Raw genomic sequence first — 17,035 nt, forward strand, 5'->3', positions numbered from 1 at the left:
CAGTCCCGCCTCGTCGGCAATCGCAGCAGCGTCTCGCTGGTGAAAATTAGGACGCAGACCTTCATCGGCAACCCATTGGGCCGGAGACTGTTCGTCACTAGGCGTGACATCACTTCTGGGCGCTGCTGCAAGGTCGGTGCCGCACAATGCAGAACTCGTTGCCCTCAAGGTTTTTGAGGACGACAACAACACCTTCGGGGTGTCCTCGGGATTTGAATGCTTCTCAGTTGCGCGTTCGTGCCCTTGCAGGAACGCGTCCGTCCGCGACCTTGAGCAGTGTCATCCTGGTGGGAAAGTCCGTTCTGGTCGACGTGATCGTAATGTCGCGAATGATGGTCGCCAGGGCGAGAGTTGCTTCCAGCATGGCGAAGTGATCACCCATGCAGGAGTGCGGGCCGGCGCTGAATGGCAGGTATTGCCAACGGTCGATCGACGTTAGCCGCTCGGGGCTGAACCGATCCGGGTCAAAAACGAGAGGCGCTTCCCACAGTTGAGGGTCGCGATGCAGCACGTTCAGCGACACCAGGGCGAAGGTTCCGGCCTTCACGCGGTATCCGTCGACTTCGATGTCCTGGTGGACCATGCGCGCCAGTGCCGGTGCGGGTGGGCATAGGCGCAGCGTCTCGTGGATGACCTGGGTCGTGTACCCGAGTTGGGAACGATCCTCAGCGGTGAGTGGGCGGTCCGAGATAGCCCTGCTTTCTTCGGCGACCCGCTGCTGAATGTGGGGGTGTTGTCCGAGTTGCCAAAGTGTGTAGGTCAACGTCGTGGAGATAGTATCGTGCCCGCCGAACATGAACATCACCAGCTCGTCGCAGATGTCGTTGTCCGACAACGTCGTTCCGGTGTCGGGATCGTGGGCATCCATCAACGCTCGGACTGCGGGCGCCTCCAGAGTCGGATCTGTTCGGCAGGCTTTGACGATGGCCGAGGCATGTCGATGCAGAGTTGCGCCACCGCGCCGGGCGCGTCGCTGAGCTGGTGTCGGGACCCACATCGGAAGGCGCGCGGGTGTGAGTGCTCGGGCGGCGATCCAGTTGAACGCATGATGCATCGAGGAGCCGATCACCTCGGCCTCGTCGGCAAGGTCGACGCCGAGGAACGATCGGCTCAGCGCCCGGACCGTCATTTTGCGGATCTCCTCCGCCAGATCAATTTCGCCGCGGTCGACCCAGCCCCGCGGAACCTCCGTTGCTGCAGCGATGATGGGTTCGGTCATGCGGTTGACGCGCTGCTTGCTGAAAATTGGTTGCATCGCTCGCCGGCGGGGCAGCCATTGCGCGTGCGGCAGGTTGAGCAAGTTACCGCCGAGCAGCTGGCGCAGTTCGACAAACATGGGAAGGCTGCTGCGGTCGACATCGGAGTCGCGGTGGCGCAGGAGGTCCCGCGCACCGATGGGTGAGGACACGAACACCATCTCGGGCATCAGCCATTTCGGCGCGAGGACCACCCGGGTGACCGATCCGCCGGCGGCGCGGAGAACTTCGGGCCCGGTGTCGAGGTCGCGGGCGGCACGAAGGCGCGGGAGATAAGGAAGCGCGCTGAGAGGCGCCGTTGGCAGATCGGCCAGCGGTGTCGCCGGAGTGGTCTTGAGCATCGTGACCTCCCTTGATCAATTCTGCGTCCTGAAGCCTGTGCGGCCTATAGGCAGAATCACCGCGGCGGGAGGTCGACGGTGGGGTAGTGAACTACCCCACTCCCACGGCTGCCCAGCGCGCAACGTAGCGGTATGGCTATTGACAACATTGATGAGGCCGCCGCGATGGAGCAGTTACCCGGTGTCTATGCCGAGGCATTGATGTTGCGGGCCGCCGGCTTGACCCGGCACGAGATCGGGCGCCGGGTGGGCGTCGAACCGGAGGCGATGGACACCCTGCTGCGCTTAGCGGAGGCAAAACTCGCGGGTGCCTGGGCCTGCCATTGACCCTCGTCACGCGGTCGGACTAGGCTGCGGCTTTCGCCGTCCCTCGGGGGAGGTCGAAGTGAACAGTTCCCAGCCGTGGCCGCTCACTGGTCGCGCTGAGGAGATCGAACTCATCACCGAGGTGATCAGCCGGAGCGATCCGCAGGCGGGCATCGCGATCCTCGGTCCTGCCGGTGTCGGCAAGAGCCGGCTGGCCCTCGAAGCTGCCGAGGCGGCCGCCGCCAACGGCTGGATGGTACGCAGCGCCGTAGCAAGCCACAGCGCACAGGCGATCCCGCTCGGGGCGTTCGCCGAATGGGCGCACAACTCCGGCGCCGGCTCACTGCAGGCGGTCAGCGTCGTCATCGACAGGTTGACCCAGACAACCCGGGGCCGTGCAGTGTTGGTGACCGTCGATGACGCCCATCGCCTCGATGACGTTTCCGCCTTTATGCTGCAACAGCTCGCGGCCCGCCGGCTCGCCACGATCGTCGTCACGGTCCGCACCGGCGAGGCCGCGCCCGACGCGGTCACCTCGCTGTGGAAGGACGCTCACCTGCGGCTGCTTCGGCTGCAACCGCTATCGCGGCCGGAATGTCAGGGCCTGCTCGCTGACGTGCTCGGCGGACCGATCGAACCCCTTTCCTTTGACCGGATGTGGCGGCTGACGAACGGCAACGTCCTGCAACTGCGCCATCTCGTCGACCAAGAACTCAGCGCCGCAAGGCTTTCCAGATGCGGCGAACAGTGGCACTGGATCGGTGATCCGGACATGTCCGGCGCGCTGGTGGACCTCATCGACGCGCAAGTCGGAGCGGTACCCGACTCCGTGCTCGATGCCATCGACACCGTGAGTGTGGCAGAACCGCTCAGCGTGGACATGCTCTCCGCGATGGCTGGCGGCGCCGCCGTCGAGGACGCCGAACGCCGCGGCCTGCTGACGATCGCCCCCGGCCCACATGGTGAACTCGTTGTTCGTATCGGCCACCCGCTCTATGGCGAGATCCGGCGGGGCCGGGCCGGAGCGCTTCGCTTGCGTCGATTGCGCGGTCGGGTCGCCCAAGCCATCCTGACTAAGCCGCACCACGATGACAACGACCTCATTCGTGCCGGCGCTCTGTGGTTGAACTCGGACCTGCCGGCCGATCCGACGCTGTTGCTGCGCGCAGCGGGCATCGCATTCCAGCGCTTCGATCTTGGGCTAGCCGAGAGGCTGGCAGCCGCCAGCGGTTCACCGAGTGCGGTGTTGCTGCGTGCCCAAGCACTCGGTCTGATCAACCGCGCCGATGAGGCTGAAGAACTTCTCATTGCCGCCGAGCAGGCCTTCGAGGATACGTGTGACCTCGCCGCGGCCACCGCCTTGCGAATCGGCACTATTTGGGGCCCGCTCAATCGGCCCGACGATGCGATCGTGGCACTGGATTCCGCGCTCGACGATCCCAGACCCGCGGTTGCCGCGGCGGCCCGCTGTCTGAACACCTATTTTCTGGCGACAGCGGGCAGGCCAGCCGAGGCTCTGGCACAGGCGGATTCAGCCCCACTGCAGGGTGTCGGTAGCTTCGCCGCGGCCAATTCTCTCGGCGGCCGCTTCATCGCGCTGAGCGACGCCGGTAGTACCACCGAAGCCGAGGAGGTCGCCCAGGTCACCTACCGGCTCGCCGAACGTGAAGTCGACGGAGCGTTTTTCGGCATCAGCATTGCCGAGCACCAGGTTCGCGCCCGAGTGCTGTCCGGGGCCATCACTGAGGCCGTCGCTCTGGGTCACCTCATCGCAGAGCAGTGTGCTGACACGCCGGGCGGCCTCGGGGCAATGGGCGTCGGCATCGGCGGTCTCGGCGAACTGGGCTGCGGGCGTCTGGATCGTGCGCGTCGCGCGTTACAGGCCATGGAACTTGCGCTCGGCGGTTGGCCGGCAACGAAGCTGCGCGCCAGGTTCGCCATCGCCCATCTCGAGGTGACGGCCCGGCTCGGTCTGGTCGATGAGGCGGCCGAGATCGCCGACCAAGTCGGACCACCGCTACACCCCGAACTCGCCATGCTCGAACCGGATCGCCTCGTTGCGCTGGCCTGGTTGGACTCCGCTCGCGGCCTGACCAGCAGGGCGCAGACGGGCGCACGGACCGCAGCCGAACTAGCCTGTAGCCGAGGCCAATTCGCACGCGAGGTCATCAGTCTGCAGGCCGCCACGCACTTCGGTGACGCTGCCACCGCCGACCGGCTTGACGAACTAGTCGCGATCGTGTCCGGCCCGCGTGCCCGATACGCGGCACAGTTCGCCGCCGCACTGCGTGACGTTGACGGGGACAGACTCCGGGCCGTCTCAGAGAGGTTCGAAACGATGGGCGACCTCCTTGCCGCTGCGGACGCGGCTGCACACGCCGCGATCGCGTTCCGCCGCGCGGGACTACGCGGAAGCGCCATGACGGCCGCCACCCGGTCACAACGCATCGCCCAAACATGCGGCGGCGCAGTCAGTCCTGCGGGGATCGAGGCTCGTCAACCGCTACCGCTGACAGCCCGAGAGCGCGAAATCATCGGATTGGTCGCCGAGGGAATGTCGAACCGAGAGATCGCCGAAGAACTCGTCATGTCGATACGCACCGTCGAAGGGCACCTCTACCGAGCCTCACAACGAGCTGGAACCAACAGCCGCGACGAACTCGTATCCCTGCTCAAGGAATACCCGTTCGACACCCGTGCATGACCCGAAACCAAAGCCCTCTAACCGCTCAGTGAACCCGCATGAGCTCTGGGCATCCAACTGGGGCTTTGTCAGGCCCACTCCATCGAGCCCGCGTCACCTGCTCGCCGGACACCGGTGCGTAGGGCGGTGAGCTGCAGTCGCGTTGCGAGGTCCCGCATGGCGTTGGCGTCCCGGGGTCGCAGCCGTTCCAGGGCGCAGAAGGTTAGATGGTCGGCGATCATCATGCGGCGCACTTGAGACTCGGGCAGTTCGCCGGTCAGCGGCCCCAGCGGCAGGGCTTCGGTGAGCTCAAAGGCAGCGCCGACGATGAGCGGGCCAACCGAGGGCGGCATCGTGCGCGGATCACCGTCGGCGAGGAGGTCGCCCGCGCCCGATCGGGAAGAACGGCCAGCCTTGGGCGGGGGATTAGGCGATGCATCTAGCAGATGCTGGATCGCCCCATCGAAGGAACAACGCATTCGCTTCAGCATCGTGGTCCAATGAGCGGTTGAGACGGCGGACAGCACTGCCGCAGCCATCCGCACCGGTCGCCGGTAGGGCGGGGGCGCTCCGACGGCCGCGCACAAACACCCGGTCGTCGTGATGGTCATATAGGCGAGTGCCACCCGGGCGCGGCGACTGTGGGTGCACGGGCCGATCCGACCCAGGAGGGCGAAGCTGCCCAGCGCGGGAGCCAGCATGCGTTGCATAACCGTCTGTGCCAGTGTTTCGCGGTCGCAGGAGCCGTACGGCGCCAGTTCGCCGCTGCGCAAGTCGTTGGCCAACTGGACCGTGACGCCGACGCATCCGGCCAGCTCGCTCAAATCGGCTTCGGCGCAGGCATCTTCAGCGACCAACGAGCATACGTATAACACCACCCGCCCGAGCACGCCCTCGCCGTAAGCGGTCCGCGACAGTGGGCAATCCAGGTTGAGCGCCTTCACCCGGCCGACATCGGTCAACAATCGTCCGACCCGTTCGCGGCCCTCGAAGGGCAGTGCCGACAACAACTCCCGCACGTCGCGGATGCGCTCGGTCAGAATTAGGTCAACCGCTCGGCTGTCGCTGAGGGCGATGGCCTGCGGTGGCGCTGGCGGTGCGGGGGAGTCACCGTTCAGGTAGTCCACGGCGGTGACGACGGCGCCGGCCGCCAGCGGCCCGACGCTCAGGCTCTCGTAGGCGTCCAGTACCCGGCAGGCCATCAACGCGGCGGTGGCCTCGGCCCGTAGGTCAGCGGGAAGGAAACCTGTTGCGATGCCGAGGTTCCGGGCTGCCGAACGGAGCGCCATCCTGGCTAACTCGTCCGGTGACCGGGCCAGCCGCATTGCAGCCAACTCTGGCCCCTGATGCATATGTTGCCCGTCACTCATCGGGACACCACCCGCACCGCGAGTTCGCACAACTGTTTACGCGCGGGAGACCGGGGGAGTGTATCGATCGCCCGGCAGGCCGTCTGGGCGGCGCGGACGGCGACGGCACGGGCAGCCCGCGTGGCACCGCTGCGCACCAGGTCGGCCTGCAGATCGGCACTGGAAGTCAACCTGGAGAGCCAGATGTCACGAGACCCGGACCCCATAGCCAGCCATTCGATCACCGGCCAGGTCGGCACCCGGCGGTCGAGGTCGCCGCCGGCCTCCTTCCCTAGCGAGGGGCCGCCCTCGACGTCGCGGACGTCATCCATGATTTGGAAGGCCCGGGCGAGCTGGTCTGCGTACCGCATCAGGGCGCACAGCTGAACGTGGTCGAGGCCACCGGCCGTCCCGCCGTACGAGCAGGCAAGCCTAAACAGCGTGCCAGTCTTCGCCCCGGCCACGAGCTCGTAGTGCCGGCGCATGGCGGGGTCGTCGACGGCAGGCGGCAGGGTCTCGATGAGCTGCCCGAACGACAAATCCGAGATGCGGTCGAAGTACGTGACGCCGGGGGCCTCCCCGAGCCGCGCGAACACCGCCGGGTTGTCGGCCAGTACTTGTGCGAGTGTCTCCAAAGCCTTGCCGAGCAGATGAAATCCCGCTTGGGCGGCGGTGCGGACGCCGAACGCGGCCGGTACCGATGGCGCATTGCGCCTCAACAGCGATCCGTCGCAGATGTCGTCGTGAACGAGCGAAGCCTCGTGGATCATCTCGATCGCACACGCCAGATCGACGGCGCCGCACAGCGGCACCGCCGTAACCGAGGGCAGCAGACGGGCGCAGGCCAGCACCATCGTGGCTCGGATCCGTTTACCGGGGGCAGCCAGGATGTGATTGTAGATGGCATCGAAATCGCAACCACTGATGAGGATTTCGCGTAACCGAGCGGTGACCATGGGCAACTGATCGGATGGCTTGGTCAGCGAGGGGTGGTCGGCGCTGAGGCCGTCGGGTGCGACCGATAGGCTTACCTCGACCATCAACATTCCTCGTGCGATGCTCTCGCGACACAGCCAAGGGATTCGGTGTTTCGTTCCACCACCGAATCGTCGCTTCTGACTGGTGCAAGGAGCGCCGTAGTGCACCACTGCTATCTCGCCCGATAGCGGTGCGCTACTACTTAAGCGCCCGACTTTGAGAGACCGGTCGAGTTCAACAGGCGCGCTGATACTGATTGCGCGGTCGCAGGGTTCTCGATGCTTGAGTTGCCCTCACCGTTGAAGCTGCCGGCGTCGACGTACAAATACGCGCGAGCGCTGCACGTACGGAACTGACTCCGACAAACCGGCGACTCAGTAGGACTGCGCCGAAACGAGCGTCGATTGCAGTGGGGCTCTACTGAGAGCCTCCCCCCGGATCCAAGTGACGATCTCTATTGCCAGTCGGATCGGAGACGGCGCAGATGAGCCGAGGAGGCAACGGTGCAGCTACTCACCCCGATGGCGCCTCGGGTGATTCCGGGACGCGCGATCGACATCCTGAACGTTGCGCCCAGCCGGGGCATATCCCGTGGGTTTGCGCGTGTTGACCTCAGCGACCCCGTCTTCTTTGATCATCCGCTCGACCACGTGCCCGGCATGCTGCCCGCGGTCGCCGTTCTTGAGCTCGCAGAGCATGATTCGATGCTGGAGACGGACAACGTGACCTTCCGCCTCACCTTTACCAGGTTCTGTGAGCTCAATGCCCCGATTCTGGTGACGGCCACCCGGCAGGTCGGTGGAACCTACCGGATCGCTGTCACCCAGTCCGGGCGCGATGTCGCGACCGGTCTGCTGGGCCAACGCGAAACGCAACCGCTGATGGAGCCTGTCGCGGTGCCCGCGCTCGAGGATGGTCCCATCTCCAGCGAACTGGTGCATCGCGCCGACCCCCGCAACGTCGCGATTGGACCCCTGACGATCGACGGCGGCCGCGTCTGGGCTCGGGTAATTGAGCAGGACGCCATCGGTGGACTGCAACCGCGAGCCGGCGCCGTCGCGTCCATTCTCGAGGCTGCCCGCCAGCTCGTCATCGCCATCCTGCACAGGTGGGGCAAGCAGCCGTTCGGGACAAAGATGATCTTCGTCGGCTTCACCGCGGAAGTGCCCACAGCAGTACGGATGGGTGAGACTGCGCGGGCGGTGTCGTGGCAGATTGCGCCCCCCGAACAAACTCGCAAGCTACTCATCGACGTGCACCGGGTAGATGATCAAGCAGTCAAAGTCGGCTCGATTCTCATCGCGGCCCGGTGCGTTGACGGAGACGAGTATGCGCGGCTCCGCGCGGGCTGATCGGCTCACCACCTACTTTCTCCGCACGATGTTGATGCTGTCGGCGGTCGCCCTCGGAGGCGCCGTGGCGGTACACGTCATCGGCGCGCGTTTCGCCGCGGCGGCGTTAGTCGCCGCATATCTCGGATGGCTGCTGTCGGAGGCGCGAATCACCGTCGGCACACCACGTGAGTCCGCCGCGGAGAATCGCACCCTTGTGCCATACGCGGCCGCGCGCATCGGGACTGCTCTTGCGGCCGCATACGCCGAGCCGGCCGTCTCCGAGGAGGTCGGTGTCGTGCTGGCCGGTGGATTCCTCGCGGGTGTGGCACTACGCGCATGGGCAATACACGAACTCGGCGCCGGGTATTCGCACCGGGTCGTCCCGATCTCCGGAAGTCGCCTCGTCGACTCCGGCCCGTACCGCGCGTTGCGTCATCCCGCCTACGCCGGGATGTTGCTGGCCAACATCGGTTTCGTCGGTTACTTCGCCAGCCCAGCGAGTATCGCTGCACTGACGCTGCTCACGCTGGCGATTCTCTGGCGTATCAGGATTGAAGAAGGTGTTCTCGCCGGGGCGCCCGAATATCGCGAATTCGCCAGCGTCCGAAGCCGGATCGTACCGGGGGTGTGGTGATGATCAAGATTGTCGATGCACCGACCGAACTGGCCGACGCCAGCCTGGTGGGCCACAAGTTCGCGCGCCAACAACGGCTACGCGATGCAGGGGTCCGGGTCCCACCGTTCTTCTGCGTCATCGTCGAGTCGCCATGGGTGGTCATCGCCGATGTGGTGTCCCCGTTTCCAGGAGTCGACGCCGGTGTAGAGCGGTTGACCGCATGGGCCGAGACGGCCCGCAGCGCTGCTGAACGCATGTCTCTCACGCCGGAAATACAAGCCGCAATCCGTCAGAAGTACATCGATCTCGCCGTGGACGAGGTCGCGGTCCGCGCATGCGTTGTCGGACGCGATGGTCAACTGGGTGAAGACGATGCCGCCGACGCCTTCGCGGGGCTGACCGACAGCTACCTTTACGTTCGCGCTGACGCGTTGATGGACCGGGTTTCGGACTGCGTCGCGTCCGTCTTTAGCGTCAAGTCGGTGCTCTACCGCGCACAGCGCGGAATCGACCCAAGCATCCTCGGCGTGAGCGTGGGCGTTCAACAAATGATCGACGGGCAAAGCTCATTCGTCGCCTTCACCCATGACCCGGTAACCGGGTCCAGAGGGACGAAGGTCGCAGCGGCCTACGGCATCGGAGAAGGTGTTGTGGCCGAGCGTGCCGACATCGACCACTTCTTTTTCGGCCCAGGCGGAATCGAGAAGCGAATCTCGCACAAACAACGCATGCTCTGCCGGGCACCCACCGGAGGCGTTGCCGAATATCGCGTGCCCGACCATCTCGCCGACAAGCCCGTGCTTTCCGATGTGCAAATCGACCAGATCGCGACACTGGCGGAAATCGCCGAGCGAATCTTCCGCGGACCCCAGGACATGGAGGGTGTCGTCACCGCTGACTCGGCGGTCCACATGGTTCAGGTACGGCCGGCGGTGCGACCCCGAAACGCCAGCCTGTCCGTCGAGTGGACGAATCATAATCTGACGGAGAGCTTTCCGGGCGTGACGACGGCCATGACCTACTCGCACGCGCGAGCGTTCTACCGCATGAGCTTTCGCGACTTCTATCGCACTGTCGGCGTTTCGGACGACCATCTGCGCAGCCGAGAGCACCACCTGCGTCGCATGGTCGGATATCTCGACGGCCGCCTCTACTACCGCCTCGATGCGTGGTATGCGTTGCACAGCCATATCCCCGGCTGGGAGGTCCTGCGGCCGGTATGGGAGCGATCCCTCGGATTGCATGGGGACAGCCCTGGCCTTCTTCCAGCACTCGACCGCGGTGCAGGCGTGCGACTCCTCGCGCTGGTACCTCGGCTGGTCTGGGTCGCCGTCCGCTTTCCCCGCCGACTACGCGACTTCCTGGCCTGGTGGGATGACCAGCACACGGCCGGGATGGAACTCGCCCAACTGCCGGCCGACGAAATCGTCGCCACGTACCGCAGAGTGTGGGCGGAGGCCGAACGCCACTGGGGCGTCACGATTCTCGCCAGCTATCTCGGGCTTGCCGTCTATGCCGCATCGATACTGCTCGCCCAGCGCTGGACCCGGATCGCCGAGGTCAACCTCGCAGCGCTGTTGCCCGGAGGACCGCCGAACCGGACGTTGGAGTCGGTGCACTCCATGGTGGCGATCGCCGAGCGGATCAACGCCATACCCGGCCTGTCGGAGCGCGTGATGACCGGCGACCCAGGTGAGACGTGGAAACAGATCGAGAGTGGTCGCTACAGCAGCAAGTTGGCCGCCGATATCGTTGCGCACCTTCGAACATTCGGCGATCGCGCGATGAACGACCTCAAGATCGAGGAACCCACGCCGCGTCAAAGGCCCGAGATGCTCATCGATTCATTACGGCCGTTCGTAGCAGCGGGAGCGACGATGCAGCAGACCTCACTCCAGGAGGCGTCCGCGGCGCGAGGTGCGCTCGATGAGCTACGACGGATCTGCCCGTCCAGATTCAGGCGCGCCATCCTGAAGGCAGCTCTACGCGCCGCACGGTTTCTCGCCAAAGCGCGCGAGGACACCCGATTCTGCCGCACGCAGCTCTACGGGTTCTCGCGGGAAGCCATGAGGCGTCTCGGTGCAGATCTCGCCGCTGCCGGATGGCTGGATTCCCCTGATGACTACGTACATCTGGAAGCTGAGGAGTTACTCGGTGCCTTCGAAGGCACGTCCACAATCGGCGATCTCCGCGGCTTGGCGCGAGCGCGGAAAGAGGCGTTCCTGCAGGCATGCAGTCGCTCTCCCTTGGCGTCCCGCTTCGAAACCGCGACACTGCCGATCGATATCGCCGATCTTCGCCGCAGTGCCGCAAATACTCCGGCGGGCTGCGGGCCCAGCACCGTGCTGTCAGGGCTCCCATCGAGTGCGGGGATCGCCCGCGCCCAAGCGAAACTGGTCTTGCATCCCCATGTCAGGCCTGACGAATGCGCGGGGCGCATACTCGTCGCTCTCGAGACGGACCCCGGCTGGCTGCCACTGATGCTCAACGCCGCGGGACTCGTCGCCGAGCGAGGCAGCATGCTCTCCCACACCGCGATAACCGGTCGCATGCTCGGGGTTCCCACCATAGTGGCGGTTTCCGGGGCGACGACCACGATCGCTGACGGCGACGAGATCGAAATCGACGGCCGTTCTGGCATCGTTCGTATCTTCCACCGTGATTGACAGAGGCGGAACACGAATGCGCTTACCACTCGATCCGAGGCCGGGCACGTCGCTGCCCCCGGACTATGTCGACGTCTTCCGCGGGTGCCCAACCCTTGACGTCGAGCTGCCGGACGGTACGGCGGCCATCGCCGTAGCGCGCCACTCCGACGTCCGAACGGTGTTGAGCGACGACCGTTTCAGCCGTGCGCAGTTCGGCGTTCGGACGCTGAGCGCCGATTCACAATTCGGGTTGGTCACCGTTGATCCACCGCTGCACACAGTTCGACGCGGCTTCCTCCGGGGGTGGCTCACGACGCGAAGGGCGCGACAAGCGTGCCCGCACATCGAACATGTCGCCAACCAACTCATCGACGACTTGCTGAGGGAAGGCCCGCCCGCCGACATCTTCGCGCTATTCTGTCGCCCATTCCCGACCCTTGTCCACATGAACCTCCTCGGGCTCGACGCCGCTGATCTGCCGTACCTAGCCCCCCGGCTGACGGTCGTCTGGTCGTCCGGCCGGTACCACGACGATGAAGTCGCAAAGGCGGGAGGCGAACTGCGCGAATACCTCGGACGTCACGTGATTCGTTCGCGGCGGGCCGGCACCGCGGGCGGATTGATCGATACGTTGGCCAGGGAGGATTCCGCGAGCAGGCTCACGGACACAGAAATCGTCACGATCAGCATCGGTCTGCTGTTGGCCGGTGCCGAGACGACGGCAAGTCACCTCGCGCTGGGCCTCATCGACATACTCGAACGGCCCGGGTTGGCAGACGAACTCCGCCGCCACCCCGCCGAGATTCCAGCCACCGTCGAGGAACTCCTCCGGTGGGTGTGGTTCGACGGAAGGGCCGGCGGGCCCGGCAAAGCGCACGTCGCCATGGCGGATATCCAGCTGCACGATCGCCTGATAACAACGGGCCAAGTGGTCATTCCCATGGTGGACATTGCCAACCGCGATCTCGAGGTGTTTCCCGATGCCGACGAGTTCTGTTCGCATCGAAACCCGAACCCACACCTCGGGTTCGGCCACGGTCGGCACCAGTGCATCGGAATGGCTCTTGCGCGGGTCGAACTACAGGTTGGCCTGCATACCATGCTGACTCGACTCGACGGGATCACGTTGGTTCCCGATGCCGACATCGAGTGGCGCAGCGGCATCTTCACGCGTGCCGTAGGGAATCTGCCGGTAACGTGGCGAGGAGGCGGGTGATGAGTACCGCGGTTCGCATGTCGTATTTCGTCGTCGACAGGTATCCGCCGATTCTTGCGAGCGTGTACGCCTTGGTCTTCGGCGTCGGAGCGATCGGTCTGTTCAATGCGCTCGCCGGGGAGCGGATTTCTGCCGCTGCGATGCCCACGTTGGGGATCGTCGCTGTGACCCTGTTCGCCGACTTGCTGATACTTCGGGTCTTCGACGACATCCGAGACAGCGACTATGACCGGATCGCCAACCCACAGCGCTCAGTGGCGTCCGGTGCCGTTGCGCATCGCGACCTGTCCACTCTGTGCGCCATGTGCGTGACGGTCATCATCGTCGCGAATATGTCCTTCTTCAACGGACTGTTCATTCTCGTCGTCCAACTTCTCTACGCCGGTGCGCTGGTGGCTGCCGGGCAGCGATTCCCGGCTATCAGCGGCGACAACCTCGTTGTGAACCTGCTTCTCGGCATTCCCGTTCAACTACTGCTGTACGTGTACCTGCTCGCGGCCTTCGCCGACATCCGCGCCGAGGCGCCGACCGCAGTCGTCGGTGGGTTGGGAGTTCTGATTCTCGTACTGTTCGCCGGCCAGGTCGAGTTCGGAAAGAAGCTCGTCCACCAGCCCGCGCCAGGCGAACGAAGCTACGTCAATTCGATTGGCTACCGAGCAACGTCGCTGCTGACGTTCGGCACCGGGCCGCTCGCCGTCGCGCTGTTCGCGATCGCCGCGCCTGTTTCGCCACTCGCCAAGGCATTCGTCGCGTTGCCTGCCATCGGAATTACCGGCTTCGGCATCAACTACCTCAGGAACAAAGACAACAGATGGCCGGCGGCGTTATCAACCCTCGGCCTACTGGGCACGCTGGTCGCCTTTGCTGTCGTCGGAGCGGTCGGTTAGTCGGCTAGCTGAAACTGGGGAAAGTACGACACCGTCTCGTCGATGAGACTGGCCAGTCCAGTCACACACCGGGGGTCGCCGCTGAGCGGCGCGAGTGTGTGGCGAACGGCACGGACGATGGGCCGGACCGCTTCTGCGTAGCTGGAGACGACGTCCGCCGCCAGCATCGCTCGCTTCAGTTCGGTTCGCGCCTCGTCCGAAGTGCGCGCTTGCCGGTGGAGGTCCATCAGTTCCGTGCGCCGGGCAGCCGGCACACTGCCCAAGAGGTGAACGAGCAGATAGGTCGCAGTGCCGTTGCGCAGGTCCTCGTCCCGATCGGCGATCAGGTCGCGTTGGTCGTTGACCAGTTGACGGAGCACTCCGAGCTTCCTACCGAACGAGCGCCAGGCATCGACCCGGTGGGCGTCGCACCCCGCGAAGTGTGCGGCGAGCGCGGCGGACATTCCGTAGGGGGCGCCCGTCTTACCCTCGTAGCTCTGCAGCACCGCGTCGATAGTCGCGGTTTCCGGGTCGAGAACCAGGTCGGTCAGCTGACCGCTCAGTGCGTCGACGGATCCGCTGCCGTACTCAGTGATCATCCGAAACCGAACAGCATCGGATATCGGCAGGTCGCCGACGATATCGAGCGGCAGCCGATTACCTACCGCAATCGCGGTCATAATCCCGCAGTTGCGTTCCGTGGCATCGGACTGAGCGAGTTGCGGAGAGTCGATCATGTCGTCCATATACCGCGCCGCCGCCCACCACAGCGTGTGAATGAGGGCCACAGGTGTGGCGCGCATCGGCAAAGCGGTCTCGGTGCCGAACACCAGCACCGGCAGCATGACGATGCCGTTGATGCTGGGCGCGGAGCCGTCCCATGGAATCTTGGTGCGGAACTTGTTGACGAACACCCCCATCGCGCGCTGACCGGGCGAATCGCTGTCCAACAGGCGCTCGCTCAGTGCCGCAGCGTGTGCCGCGACCTCCGCGAGCGCGCGTTGCTGTACGGTCGGGTCGCACTTCTCGAGTTCCACAGGTCCTCCCGCGTGCGGCGCTATTCAGTCAGCTGCCAGTTGTGCCGTCAGTTGGCGCACGCTCAATTGAGACGGCCGACGGGCCCGACGCGCGAGAAGGTGCGTGGGACGCCGTCGCCAACGGGGCGCCCACCAGTTCGCGCCCCCCAGCAGCCTCATCGCGGCGGGCATGAGTACCGCACGAATTAGTGTGGCGTCGAACAGAATTGCCAGTGTCACACCGACTCCGAGCAACTTCACGAATGAAACCTGAGAGGTCGCCATCGCGATGAACACGACTGACATGATCAGTGCTGCCGCAGTGACGACGGGGCCGACGCGTTGCAGCCCGAACATCACCGCGCGGTTGGTGTCGCCGTGCGCGCGGTACTCCTCAGTGATGCGCGACAACAGGAACACCTCGTAGTCCATGGACAGCCCGAACGCGAGACAGATGATCATGATCGGCACCGGTGTGGCCAGTGTCCCGGTGACGGCGAAATCTCCAACCAGCCACTTGAGGTGGCCTTCCTGAAAGATGAACACCATCGCACCGAGAGTCGCGGACAAGCTGACTATGTTGAGTAGCAACGCCTTTACCGGCAGTACGAGGCTTCGGGTGAACGCGAATAGCACACCGAACATCGCCAGCACGATGAGTGCGGCGGCAAACGGAACTCGGTCGAGCAGAACACCTTTGGCATCAAGGCTCTCTGCGGTGAGTCCACCGACGTGCACGGTGCCTGGATTTGGGGTCTGGCGTACCTGATCAAGCAGCAGGTGGGCCGCGTCAGTGTAGGGGTCGACGTCTGGCAGCAGCCGCAGATAAGCGTCATTCGCGTCAGGCACCGGACTCTGGCCAATCCGTTGGCCGTCGATATAGCTTGTCATTCCAAGTTTGAGGGCAACGACGTGTGGCAACTGTGACAGTGTCGCGGCGTACCTGTCCAGTTGTTCCGCGTCCGCGTAGCCTTCGACGATCACATCGATCGCCGCAGTCGCTTGTGCCGGGAACTGGGAGCGGACCACGTCGCCGACACTTCGGCTTTCGATCGTTGCCGGCAGCGACCGGTCGTCCGAGAAGTTCAACCGGATGCTCCCGAAAGGTGCTGCGAGCACAAGAGCCAAGAGCAGGACCGCTGACCCCATCAGTATCGGTCTACACATGACCAACCGTGAACTGCGGAACCAGAACCCGTCTTCCTCAGTCCGCGCGACCCGTTTACGCCTGAACCGCTGCGGAATCACCCGTCGCACATTGAGCGAGTCGATTCGGGGGCCCAGAAGTTGCAACATGGCTGGCAGGACAACCAGCGCACACACTGTCGCGAGCAGTATCACGCCGATGCACGCATAGGCGATCGAACGCAGGAACATCATCGGGAAGGCAAGCAGCGCAAGCACGGACAGCGCCACCGCAGTGGCAGAGAATACGACTGTACGGCCGGCGGTTCGAACCGACTCGATGATCGCGTCGTCGAGGGTCTGGGCCCGAGTTCGCTCCTCCCGGAACCTGGTCAGCACCAGAAGGGTGTAGTCGATGGCCAGAGCCAAACCGAGAATCGTCGTCACGTTGAGCGCATAGTTGGAGACTGGGGTCACATCGGACAACAACGCCAGCAGACCAAGTGAACCCGCGATCGACAGCATTCCGATGACGAGCGGCAAGCCGGCTGCGACGAGACTGCCGAACACCAGGGTCATCAGGAACAGGATCACCGGCAGCGCAATCGCTTCGCTGATCGCCAAATCGTGGTTGAGCTGATCGGTCACATCGTCGTAACTGACTGCCTCACCGCCCAGTTCGAGCTTCAGCGGACCGCGCTCTGTGTCGCGGTAGGTCGCGATGAGATTCCTGGCCGCCGCCGAAAACTCACGCTCGTCGCCTTCGACGTGCGCCACGATCAGCGCCTTCGTCCCGTCGTTGCTGCGGAGCAGTTCGGATTTGCCCGGTCCCCAGTACGAGCTGACTGTCGTGATACCAGGCGTGGCGGCGAGCTCCTGAGTCAGGATCTCGCCGGCGGCAACCGCCACGGGATCGTCGACAGACCGGCCGCGGGTGTCGGTCGCGAGAATCACCAGGTTCGGTTTGCCGACGTGAAAACGCTCCTCCAGCAGGGCAGCGGCGCGCTGCGCCTCGGAAGAACCGCTGTAGAAGCCGCCGCCTGACAACCGCTCACTGATCCCCGAGCCGTATACGAGTGCGGCAATCATGAGTACCGAGGTCGCGGCAAGAACCGTCTTCGGCCGAGTCACGGCTAACCGTGCGAGCCACTCCAGCATGACTGCCCTCTCCTGCCTCGACGGGTACGGCGATTGCCGTCCTTTCGCCATAACTGAGATGGAGAAACCACGAAGACGAATCGGACACTTCGTGTCTTCTTCGTCGGTGTTATGACCGATAAATCATCAGTCGCGCTCGGTGC

At 64.6% G+C, this 17,035-nt stretch carries 12 protein-coding genes; 7 read left to right on the forward strand and 5 right to left on the reverse strand.

Annotated features, from left to right (window positions below; translation table 11 throughout):
- Positions 1-223: 223 nt before the first annotated feature.
- Positions 224-1,450: a cytochrome P450 gene (locus AU198_RS07740; protein ID WP_197416053.1), complete on the reverse strand. Its 1,227-nt coding sequence runs from the start codon at positions 1,448-1,450 to the stop codon at positions 224-226.
- A 279-nt stretch (positions 1,451-1,729) separates the two neighbouring features.
- Between AU198_RS07740 and AU198_RS07745 the strand changes: the two genes are divergently transcribed.
- Entirely contained in the window at positions 1,730-1,924 is a 195-nt protein-coding gene (locus AU198_RS07745; RefSeq protein WP_064347261.1) for a hypothetical protein, read from the forward strand.
- 58 nt (positions 1,925-1,982) lie between these two features.
- Positions 1,983-4,607, forward strand: a complete 2,625-nt coding sequence (locus AU198_RS07750) for a helix-turn-helix transcriptional regulator (RefSeq protein ID WP_064347263.1) — start codon at positions 1,983-1,985, stop codon at positions 4,605-4,607.
- A 68-nt stretch (positions 4,608-4,675) separates the two neighbouring features.
- Here AU198_RS07750 and AU198_RS07755 read toward each other — a convergent pair whose 3' ends face one another.
- Together AU198_RS07755 and AU198_RS07760 are read right to left on the reverse strand one after the other, a co-directional pair.
- The gene (locus AU198_RS07755; protein WP_064347353.1) at positions 4,676-5,956 is read right to left on the reverse strand and encodes a hypothetical protein; all 1,281 of its coding nucleotides are present in this window, start codon (positions 5,954-5,956) and stop codon (positions 4,676-4,678) included.
- Positions 5,953-6,975 carry a polyprenyl synthetase family protein gene (locus AU198_RS07760; RefSeq protein WP_064347356.1) on the reverse strand — a complete coding sequence of 341 codons (1,023 nt, stop codon included), beginning with the start codon at positions 6,973-6,975 and terminating at the stop codon, positions 5,953-5,955. Before AU198_RS07760 ends, AU198_RS07755 begins: the two co-directional genes overlap by 4 nt.
- Positions 6,976-7,446: 471 nt before the next feature.
- On the opposite strand from AU198_RS07760, the gene AU198_RS07765 reads away from it, so the two are divergent.
- The 5 genes from AU198_RS07765 to AU198_RS07785 all read left to right on the forward strand — a co-directional run bounded on the left by AU198_RS07765 (position 7,447) and on the right by AU198_RS07785 (position 13,614).
- The gene (locus tag AU198_RS07765; protein ID WP_197416054.1) at positions 7,447-8,265 is read left to right on the forward strand and encodes a hotdog family protein; all 819 of its coding nucleotides are present in this window, start codon (positions 7,447-7,449) and stop codon (positions 8,263-8,265) included.
- On the forward strand, positions 8,243-8,881 hold the full coding sequence (locus tag AU198_RS07770; protein WP_064347267.1) for a methyltransferase family protein: 639 nt from the start codon (positions 8,243-8,245) through the stop codon (positions 8,879-8,881). Before AU198_RS07765 ends, AU198_RS07770 begins: the two co-directional genes overlap by 23 nt.
- Entirely contained in the window at positions 8,881-11,529 is a 2,649-nt protein-coding gene (locus AU198_RS07775) for a PEP/pyruvate-binding domain-containing protein (protein ID WP_156431522.1), read from the forward strand. Before AU198_RS07770 ends, AU198_RS07775 begins: the two co-directional genes overlap by 1 nt.
- 16 nt (positions 11,530-11,545) lie before the next feature.
- The gene (locus AU198_RS07780) at positions 11,546-12,727 is read left to right on the forward strand and encodes a cytochrome P450 (protein ID WP_064347272.1); all 1,182 of its coding nucleotides are present in this window, start codon (positions 11,546-11,548) and stop codon (positions 12,725-12,727) included.
- 71 nt (positions 12,728-12,798) lie between these two features.
- Entirely contained in the window at positions 12,799-13,614 is an 816-nt protein-coding gene (locus AU198_RS07785) for a UbiA prenyltransferase family protein (protein ID WP_156431523.1), read from the forward strand.
- On the opposite strand, the gene AU198_RS07790 is transcribed toward AU198_RS07785, so the two are convergent.
- Positions 13,611-14,630 carry a polyprenyl synthetase family protein gene (locus AU198_RS07790; RefSeq protein ID WP_064347275.1) on the reverse strand — a complete coding sequence of 340 codons (1,020 nt, stop codon included), beginning with the start codon at positions 14,628-14,630 and terminating at the stop codon, positions 13,611-13,613. The genes AU198_RS07785 and AU198_RS07790 overlap by 4 nt on opposite strands.
- Before the next feature lie 24 nt (positions 14,631-14,654).
- Positions 14,655-16,865 (reverse strand): MMPL family transporter, encoded by a 2,211-nt coding sequence (locus tag AU198_RS07795; RefSeq protein WP_197416055.1) that lies wholly within the window; start codon positions 16,863-16,865, stop codon positions 14,655-14,657.
- Between the last annotated feature and the right edge of the window lie 170 nt (positions 16,866-17,035).

Source organism: Mycobacterium sp. GA-1199 (genome assembly GCF_001500045.1).
GTDB lineage: Bacteria > Actinomycetota > Actinomycetes > Mycobacteriales > Mycobacteriaceae > Mycobacterium.

Bases quoted from the DNA above. Each gene is read 5' to 3' on its own strand.
- AU198_RS07745 (WP_064347261.1), top strand. From the start codon at position 1,730: ATGGCTATTGACAACATTGATGAGGCCGCCGCGATGGAGCAGTTACCC.
- AU198_RS07755 (WP_064347353.1), bottom strand. From the start codon at position 5,956: ATGAGTGACGGGCAACATATGCATCAGGGGCCAGAGTTGGCTGCAATG.
- AU198_RS07760 (WP_064347356.1), bottom strand. From the start codon at position 6,975: ATGGTCGAGGTAAGCCTATCGGTCGCACCCGACGGCCTCAGCGCCGAC.
- AU198_RS07770 (WP_064347267.1), top strand. From the start codon at position 8,243: ATGCGCGGCTCCGCGCGGGCTGATCGGCTCACCACCTACTTTCTCCGC.
- AU198_RS07775 (WP_156431522.1), top strand. From the start codon at position 8,881: ATGATCAAGATTGTCGATGCACCGACCGAACTGGCCGACGCCAGCCTG.
- AU198_RS07780 (WP_064347272.1), top strand. From the start codon at position 11,546: ATGCGCTTACCACTCGATCCGAGGCCGGGCACGTCGCTGCCCCCGGAC.